Raw genomic sequence first — 7,573 nt, 5'->3', positions numbered from 1 at the left:
GACTTTACAATTCTTGCATTTTGCCATCCATATTGTTTGGAGGGCAAATGTAATATGCACCTATCGGAAATCTGGCATAGCAAGAAAAACGACAGTCGCTTATCCCGAACTCAGGTTATTACATCATTAGAAGTATAATCATAACCATTATTTAAATAGCAATCCCCACCTTTTACAATCTTTGCCTCAGACAAATCTAATACAGAAAGCTTTCCGTCAGTAGAATTACCATTAGAATTACTTCCAGCCATCTCACGAATCATCCTCAAATCCGTACCATTTATCTCACCAATAATCTTCAAATTGGTAATCTTATTCTTTTTACTACTTGCAATTCTATCAGGCAAAGTACCAGCCTTTTCCAACGTAATGGTGATTTGCCTTGTAATCAAGTCGTTATCTGCAGCATAAAGCGACAAACAACCAAGCAACATAAACATCAAGGTAAAAAAACTACCTCTCTTAATAATTTGTTTCATAACTATTTTTTTTAATTAGCCATTAAATATCAAGGTAAAAAACTATCCTTTTTGTTCGTATTTTATATCTTTGCCAAGTTCATGCAATTTGAAAATAGCATTATAATCCAAAGCTCTTTTTGGCTTGCCTCAACGTGTTTTCTCCTACCGTATATGCATAGCAGGCAGACGGGATGAAATGAAGAGTTCCAAAATTCATATTCTTTGTTCCTCCCTTACTGATGGAAGTTACCAAAGCCTGGGGCAGATGATTCTTCTCCATAAAAAACTGTAAGGACGAAAGATCAGAAGGTTTGTCGAAGAACCTATCCGACCATTTGATTTCTACCGCCCAATAAGGCTTTTGTAAAGCATCGTTGATGCCTACCAAGTCTACCTCGCCCTGCGAACGCCCCATCTTCCAGTTGGCATAAGCAATGTGCCCCTTTCTTGGAATCCATTGCGAATAGATAGCAGTTTCAATCATATCTCCGATATTGCCATCTATCATCTTGATAGGCTCAAATAGTGCACACCTAAGCGAAGGATTCGTTAGATAAATCTTAAAAGTAGTTTGACGTTGGAATCGCTTTGCCGTATCGTCAGTTCTTGTCACAATCTTTATCAGAAAAGCAGCCTCAAGATATTGGATGTACTTGCGAATGGTTTCCTTCTTTACTCCCGATTCTTTCGACATACTCTCATACGAGAACTCCATGCCACTATGATAAGCAATCATAGTAAACAACGAGTTAAGCTCTTGTACATCAGAAATGCCATAAAGACTCGGCAAATCTCTCAACAATACCTTATCTACAATATCGTGGCGAACAAACTGCCCAGGGTCTTCCTGTATTCGGGAAGAAAAAGCCACCTCTGGATAACCGCCATAATTGATATAGTCGAGGAAGAGACAGTTCAGCTTATCAATATCTATCGTGCTATAGATATCGCTCTCTATTCCTTGCCATTCCACCTTAGATTGGCGCATCAGATGCTCATATTTCTTAAGATGGATATACTCGAAGAAAAGCAACGGCGGCAGATTGAAATCGGTAAACCTGCCCGCCCCACTTTCGTTGCTACTCTTTTTTAATGCTGCAGCAGCAGAACCGGAAACTACAAACTTCACGTTGTGATAAGTATCTACCAGAGATTTAAGATTGATTTCCCAGTCTTTGAGATACTGTATCTCGTCGAAGAAAACATAAAACTCTTCTTGGCTGTCTTCCTTACTCAATATCTGTTTTGCCAAAGAAAACAACTGCTCCAAGAGGATATTGTTATAGATAGGAGTTTCTACCGAAACATAGATGATATTCTGAGGCGACACGCCATCGTCTATCAACTGTTGGATGGAATGATAGAGCATTACCGTCTTACCCACTCGGCGAGGTCCCATCAAGATGAGGGCACGCTGAATGCTGACATCCTTTACCAGGGGATAGAAGATGTCGAGATAGAGACGAGGACTCATGTCCTGATAGTAAGAAGGTATCCTACCTTCCGTCCACCAAGGATTGTCTATCTTCAACCTACCTAATATCTGTTTCTCTAAAAGTGCCGTATATTCCATAATTCTAACTATTTTAGATCGCAAATATACAGATAATTCTCTTAATATGTATGTTTTGGTAAAAATAAGCTTGGTTTTTAGGTTTAATTTGCAGTTTAAGGGTAAAATGAAGATAAAAACGTGCATATTAAGAAAGATGAAGCTATAATTTGCCTATTATGTAGATTAATATGTACTTGTAACTTATTGAGTATCAGCAATAAAAATAAGGTTTGCAAATTAAGCATGTTTTAATAGGCTTAATTTGCATGTAAGCGTATCCGCGATGCAGCCTTGTCCATATTTTTTTATCTCTTTACCTTTGCTGCGTGAATAAAAAATCTAATTCCCGAAGAAACTCACTTTTCTTCGGGTCGCATGCTGGTGCCAAACGGGCAGCCATGTTCTATTCGCTGGCATGCTCATGCAGACTGCAAGGTATTAACTTCTTTGAATATATATCCGATGTCATCAACAAAGCAGCAGTGCTGCCACCAAGAACACCATTAAGTAAGTACCGGGAATTGCTACCGGACAAATGGAAACAAAAAAATATCGCTCAAGAATAAAAGCTTGAGCGATATTTTTTTTAACGTGTATATACTAGCATCGCGGATACGCTTACCTATAAACTTCTACTTAACCAATGTCTTCGGCACGATGCGGAAGCGCAATGTATAGTCCTTGTATGCCATACGGTAGGCAGGCAGAGCCTCTGCGCCCCAGCTGTCGATACCGCCTACACCCTCCTGAGTGAGGTCGATGTTGAGGTTGGTGTACTTCGACTTGGGCACTGACTGCGAGTGGCTCTGGCGCTTTGCTTCGCCATCGTCGAGGTCGGCCTGGTTGTAGTGCAATGCCGATGCGGCGAAGAGGCCGTCTGACTCAACGCGGAATCCAGCGCCGTTGTTGTCGGTCTGCTGCCACCAGCGGATGTCGGTCATGTTGCCGTTTTCCTGCGGACGAACATAAGCGAAGAACATCTTGTCGGCTGTCGACTTATACAAGCCTACGTTCTGCGAAATCTTGCGGTCTACATAGCTCTCAACCGGTCCGCGACCGTTCCATGTGCTCTGGTCCATCTGGTAAGGCAGGTTCATCGTCATACCGAAACGGAGCATACGTTCTACCTTTGCACCCGGCGTGGTCTTCAATGCCTGCGTCACGTTGAGCGTACCGTTGTCCTCAACCTGATAGGTCAGGGTGAGCTGCGACTTAACAGTCGGCATGTCGTAAACGGCTGTCACGGTCTTGGTCTTCTTGTCGGCGGTGAGCGATGCGAGCTTCATCTTTGGCGAACGCCATGCTGCGAGCTTCTTGCCGAGGTTTGCTCCCATGTCGTTATCGGTCGGAGCGCGCCAGAAGTTGGGCTTCAATGAGCCGCCTTCGCCAAGCAATGACTTGCCGCCAACCTCGTATTTGGAGATGAAACCGGTCTTGCGGTCGAACTGCAGAGTGAAGTTCTCGGCGTGGAGCGTTATCTGCGGCTCCTTCTTCTTGTCGACAAGCTTCACAGCCTTAAGCGAAGCGGGGTTGACAGCGAGGTCGTTGCCCGTGAATTCGCGTATCGGCATCTGACGCTGGGCTACTATATGGCCCGCCTTGAGCAGTCCCTCGTCCTTCTTCAGACGGAACTCTATGTTGAGCATCACGTCCTTCTGGTTCTTGTAGTCGTTGAGTTTGTAGGGCAGCACCAGCTCCATCTTCTTATGAGGAGGGAGCATCGAGATGTCGGCTATTGTTCCGTTCTGATACTCTATACCGTCGGCTACGATAGCCCACGACAACGATACGTTCTCGGGCTTGACGAAGAAGTTCTCGTTGTACACCGAGATTGTGCCTGCATTCAGGTCGATAGGCTCAGCCCAATAGTTCTGATAGTAGTACTTCATGTCCCATATCTCGGGGTTGGGAATGCGGTCGGGATTGATGAGTCCGTTGCAGTTGAAGTTGTTGTCCGACGGGTCGTACGAGTTATAGTCGCCTCCGTACTTGTAAATCATATTGCCCTTATCGTCCTTACCGCGCAGTCCCTGGTCTACAAAGTCCCAGATGAATCCGCCCTGGAAATGAGGATTCTTGCGTGCAAGATCCCAATACTCCTTCATAACACCGCCCGAATTGCCCATGGCGTGGGCATACTCGCATAGGATGTAAGGCTTCTTGGGGTTGTGGGTCACGTAGTTCTCTATGTATTCGGGCGTCATATACATCTCGGCAAAGATGTCGGTGTTGTCGCCATTGAGTGCGCGCTCAAAGTGGACGGGACGTGTCGGGTCGTATTCGTGAATCCACTTCTTCACGTCGGCGAAGTTCTTGGAGTCGGCAGTCTCGTTGCCCATCGACCAATATATAACCGACGGGTGGTTGTACTGATTGATAACGTTGTGCTCGTTGCGCTCCATTATAGGCAGAGCAAACTGCGGTTCGGTCGACTTGGCGTTCTTTTCGTAGTAGAATCCGTGGCTTTCCTGGTTGGCTTCGGCACAAACGTAGATGCCATATTCGTCGCACAGATCATACCAGTAGGGGTCTGACGGATAGTGGCAGGTACGAACGGCGTTGATATTGAACTCTTTCATAAGGCGGATGTCCTCAATCATGCGCTCGCGCGAAACCACGTAGCCGCCATCGGGGTCCATCTCGTGGCGGTTTGCGCCCTTGATGAGCACCGGTTGACCGTTGACGAGCAGCTGAGAGTTCTTGATTTCCACCTTGCGGAATCCCGTGCGCACAGCAACGGATTCCACTTCATTGTTGTTCTGCTGTATAGTGACAGCCACCTTGTATAAGTTTGGAGTCTCGGCAGTCCACTTCAGCGGGTTCTCCACGTCGAACTTGACTGTCGCATTGATTTCGGGCACGCTCTGACCCTTCTTCACTTTCACCTTCGAAGTGTTGAGCACCTTGCGGCTAACGATGTCGCCGTCGGGTGCAATGAGGTCGATGACAAACTTGGCGTTGCCCTTTGCCTTTACGTTTACAGCCAAAGAGCCGTTGCGATATTGCGCGTCGAGGTCTGGAGTTACTTTTACGTTGTCAATATGAGCCTGCTTTGAGCGTGAGTAGAGATAACAATCGCGTGCCACACCCGACAAACGCCAGAAGTCCTGGTCCTCACTATACGAGCCGTCGCACCAACGGAATGTCTGGAAAGCAATGAGATTGTCGCCCTTCTTGAGGTAAGGAGTGATGTCAAACTCCATTGCCGACTTCGAATCTTCGCCGTATCCTACGAAGTGACCGTTCACCCACAGATACATATTTGACGTTACCGAACCGAAATGGGCAATCACCTGACGGCCGTCCCACGACTCAGGTATATTGATAGTGCGGCGATATGAGCCTACGTGGTTGTCCTTTGTGGGCACCTGAGGGGGATTGTCCTTGAAGTGTCCGCGCCATGCGAATCCGATGTTAACGTACTCGGGGTCGCCATAACCGTTGACTTCCCATATTCCGGGCACCTTCATCGTCTTCCACGATGAGTCGTTGTAGCCTTCCTTGAAGAAGTCGGTAGGACGCTGGTCGGCATTAGCCACCCAGTTGAAACGCCAGTCGCCCTCAATAGAGAGATAATTGGCAGAACTGTTGCGGTCGCCTTTCAGAGCCGCGCTGCGGTTCTCATAGGCAAAGAACGAGGCATGCGTAGGAAATCGGTTAACGTTGTTGACCGACATGTCGTGCCACTCCTTGAACGTAGGCTGAACGACCTTGTCCGTCGTTTCGGCTGCGTATATCATGCAAGGAGCCATTCCCGCCACAGCCAGTGTCAATAACAGATGTTTCATATTAAGTTTGTTGTTAAAAAGTTTCCTTTTGTTCGGGTTTCGGCTTCAAAGTTACATAAAATCAGCGACAAAAAGTGTAACTTTGCATATATTAAACATTTGGATATGAACTACAATACACATACACTCAGCAACGGCCTGCGCATAATACAATTGCCCAGCGCTTCGCCCGTTGTTTACTGCGGTTATGCCGTGGCAGCGGGCACACGCGACGAGCAACCGGGCCGCGAGGGAATGGCACACTTCTGCGAACACATCACGTTTAAGGGTACTGAGCGTCGCAGTTCGATGAAGATTCTGGGCTATCTGGAAAGTGTTGGCGGCGACTTGAACGCTTTCACCAACAAGGAGGAGACGGTTTATCATGCTGCCGTACTGCGCGACAACATCGACCGTGCTGTCGATCTGCTCACAGACATAGTGTTTCACAGCACATATCCGCAAGCGGAGATTGACAAGGAGGTTGAGGTGATAGTCGACGAGATTGAAAGTTACAACGATTCGCCTGCCGAACTGATATACGATCTGTTCGAAAACGCTATATACAAGGGGCATCCGCTGGGTCACAACATTCTGGGTTCGGCAGACGTTCTGCGCACTTACACTACTGAAGATGCCCTGGATTTCACACGCCGGTTGTACCGTCCGGACAACGCCGTATTCTTTGCCTACGGCGACATAAGCTTCGACAAGCTGGTACGGTTGCTTGAGAAGGCGCACGACACGAGTTGCTCCGCCAGCAATGCTACCGCTTCTACCATTCAGACCGAACAGCTCTCTCTGCGCGACACTACGCCTTCGGCAATGCCACCTTATACTCCACAAAGCATAGAACAGCACATGGACACTCATCTGGCGCACGTTATGCTGGGCACACGTGCCTACGATGTTCACGATCCGCGCCGCATCGCGCTCTATCTTCTCAACAATATACTGGGCGGACCGGGCATGAATGCTCGCCTCAACATTTCGCTCAGAGAGCGCAACGCTCTTGTTTATACAGTTGAAAGTATGATGCAGAGCTACTCGGACACGGGTCTGTGGGCGATATATTTCGGTTGCGATCCGCGCAATACCAACAAGTGTCTGCGTCTGATACGCCGCGAACTCGACCGCGTGATGCAGCATCCGCTGAGCGAGTCGGCTCTGAACGCCGCCAAGAAGCAGATACGCGGACAGATAGGCATTGCCTGCGACGCCCGCGAATCGTTCGCTCTCGACTTCGCCAAAACCTATCTGCACTACGGATGGAAGAAGGATGTCACCGCCCTATGCAATCGTATTGACGCCCTGACAGCTGCCGACCTGCAGCAAGTGGCGCAAGAAACGTTTGCCGAAGAGGGAATGACGAGGCTGGTGATAAAGTAGAAATAGAAGACCAAACGACACAAAGTCCCAGCCACAACCACACAAAGCCCTACCCCCGACCCCTCCCCCGCAGGGAGGGGAGTAGTATGCTTTGACTGCAATAGTAGGAGGTTATGGCGTTCTCGCCGTAACCTGAGCAAGCAATAACGACAATGGTCAACAATCAGCCTGTAGCTAATTGTTGACCATTGTCGTTATTGTCGTTTAAATAAAGTTTTTATAGTCCGACGTCCCGATATTCACGCAAGCTTGTTGATGTATCTGAGAATGCCGTATATCGCGATGAGCGTGCTTGCTGAGCTGACAACATAATTGCCAAGATAGAGCCACTGGAAGGGCACACTTATCATTAAAAGGACGATTCCAATCATTGCTATTCTTCTCATAATAAAACGATTCTT

At 47.5% G+C, this 7,573-nt stretch carries 5 protein-coding genes and 1 pseudogene; 2 read left to right on the top strand and 4 right to left on the bottom strand.

All coding sequences use genetic code 11. The features are described from left to right. Positions 1–110: 110 nt before the first annotated feature. Both I6E49_RS04925 and I6E49_RS04920 read right to left on the bottom strand, forming a co-directional pair. The gene (locus I6E49_RS04925) at positions 111–479 is read right to left on the bottom strand and encodes a hypothetical protein (protein WP_235400767.1); all 369 of its coding nucleotides are present in this window, start codon (positions 477–479) and stop codon (positions 111–113) included. A gap of 100 nt (positions 480–579) precedes the next feature. Further along, positions 580–2,058 carry an ATP-binding protein gene (locus I6E49_RS04920; protein WP_235400765.1) on the bottom strand — a complete coding sequence of 493 codons (1,479 nt, stop codon included), beginning with the start codon at positions 2,056–2,058 and terminating at the stop codon, positions 580–582. A 296-nt stretch (positions 2,059–2,354) separates the two neighbouring features. On the opposite strand from I6E49_RS04920, the pseudogene I6E49_RS14730 reads away from it, so the two are divergent. Further along, positions 2,355–2,582 (top strand): annotated as a pseudogene (locus I6E49_RS14730) (IS66 family transposase); the annotation flags it as partial. A 66-nt stretch (positions 2,583–2,648) separates the two neighbouring features. Here the strand turns inward: I6E49_RS14730 and I6E49_RS04915 are convergent. Continuing rightward, positions 2,649–5,804: a glycoside hydrolase family 2 TIM barrel-domain containing protein gene (locus tag I6E49_RS04915; RefSeq protein WP_235400763.1), complete on the bottom strand. Its 3,156-nt coding sequence runs from the start codon at positions 5,802–5,804 to the stop codon at positions 2,649–2,651. 105 nt (positions 5,805–5,909) lie between these two features. Between I6E49_RS04915 and I6E49_RS04910 the strand changes: the two genes are divergently transcribed. Next, positions 5,910–7,172 carry a M16 family metallopeptidase gene (locus I6E49_RS04910; RefSeq protein WP_235400761.1) on the top strand — a complete coding sequence of 421 codons (1,263 nt, stop codon included), beginning with the start codon at positions 5,910–5,912 and terminating at the stop codon, positions 7,170–7,172. Positions 7,173–7,411: 239 nt separating this feature from the next. On the opposite strand, the gene I6E49_RS04905 is transcribed toward I6E49_RS04910, so the two are convergent. Further along, positions 7,412–7,558: a hypothetical protein gene (locus I6E49_RS04905; protein ID WP_235400760.1), complete on the bottom strand. Its 147-nt coding sequence runs from the start codon at positions 7,556–7,558 to the stop codon at positions 7,412–7,414. Positions 7,559–7,573: the final 15 nt, after the last annotated feature.

Source organism: Leyella stercorea, assembly GCF_021531655.1.
Note: the sequence above shows the minus strand (reverse complement) of the source record. Positions and strands in the feature narration are given on the sequence as shown.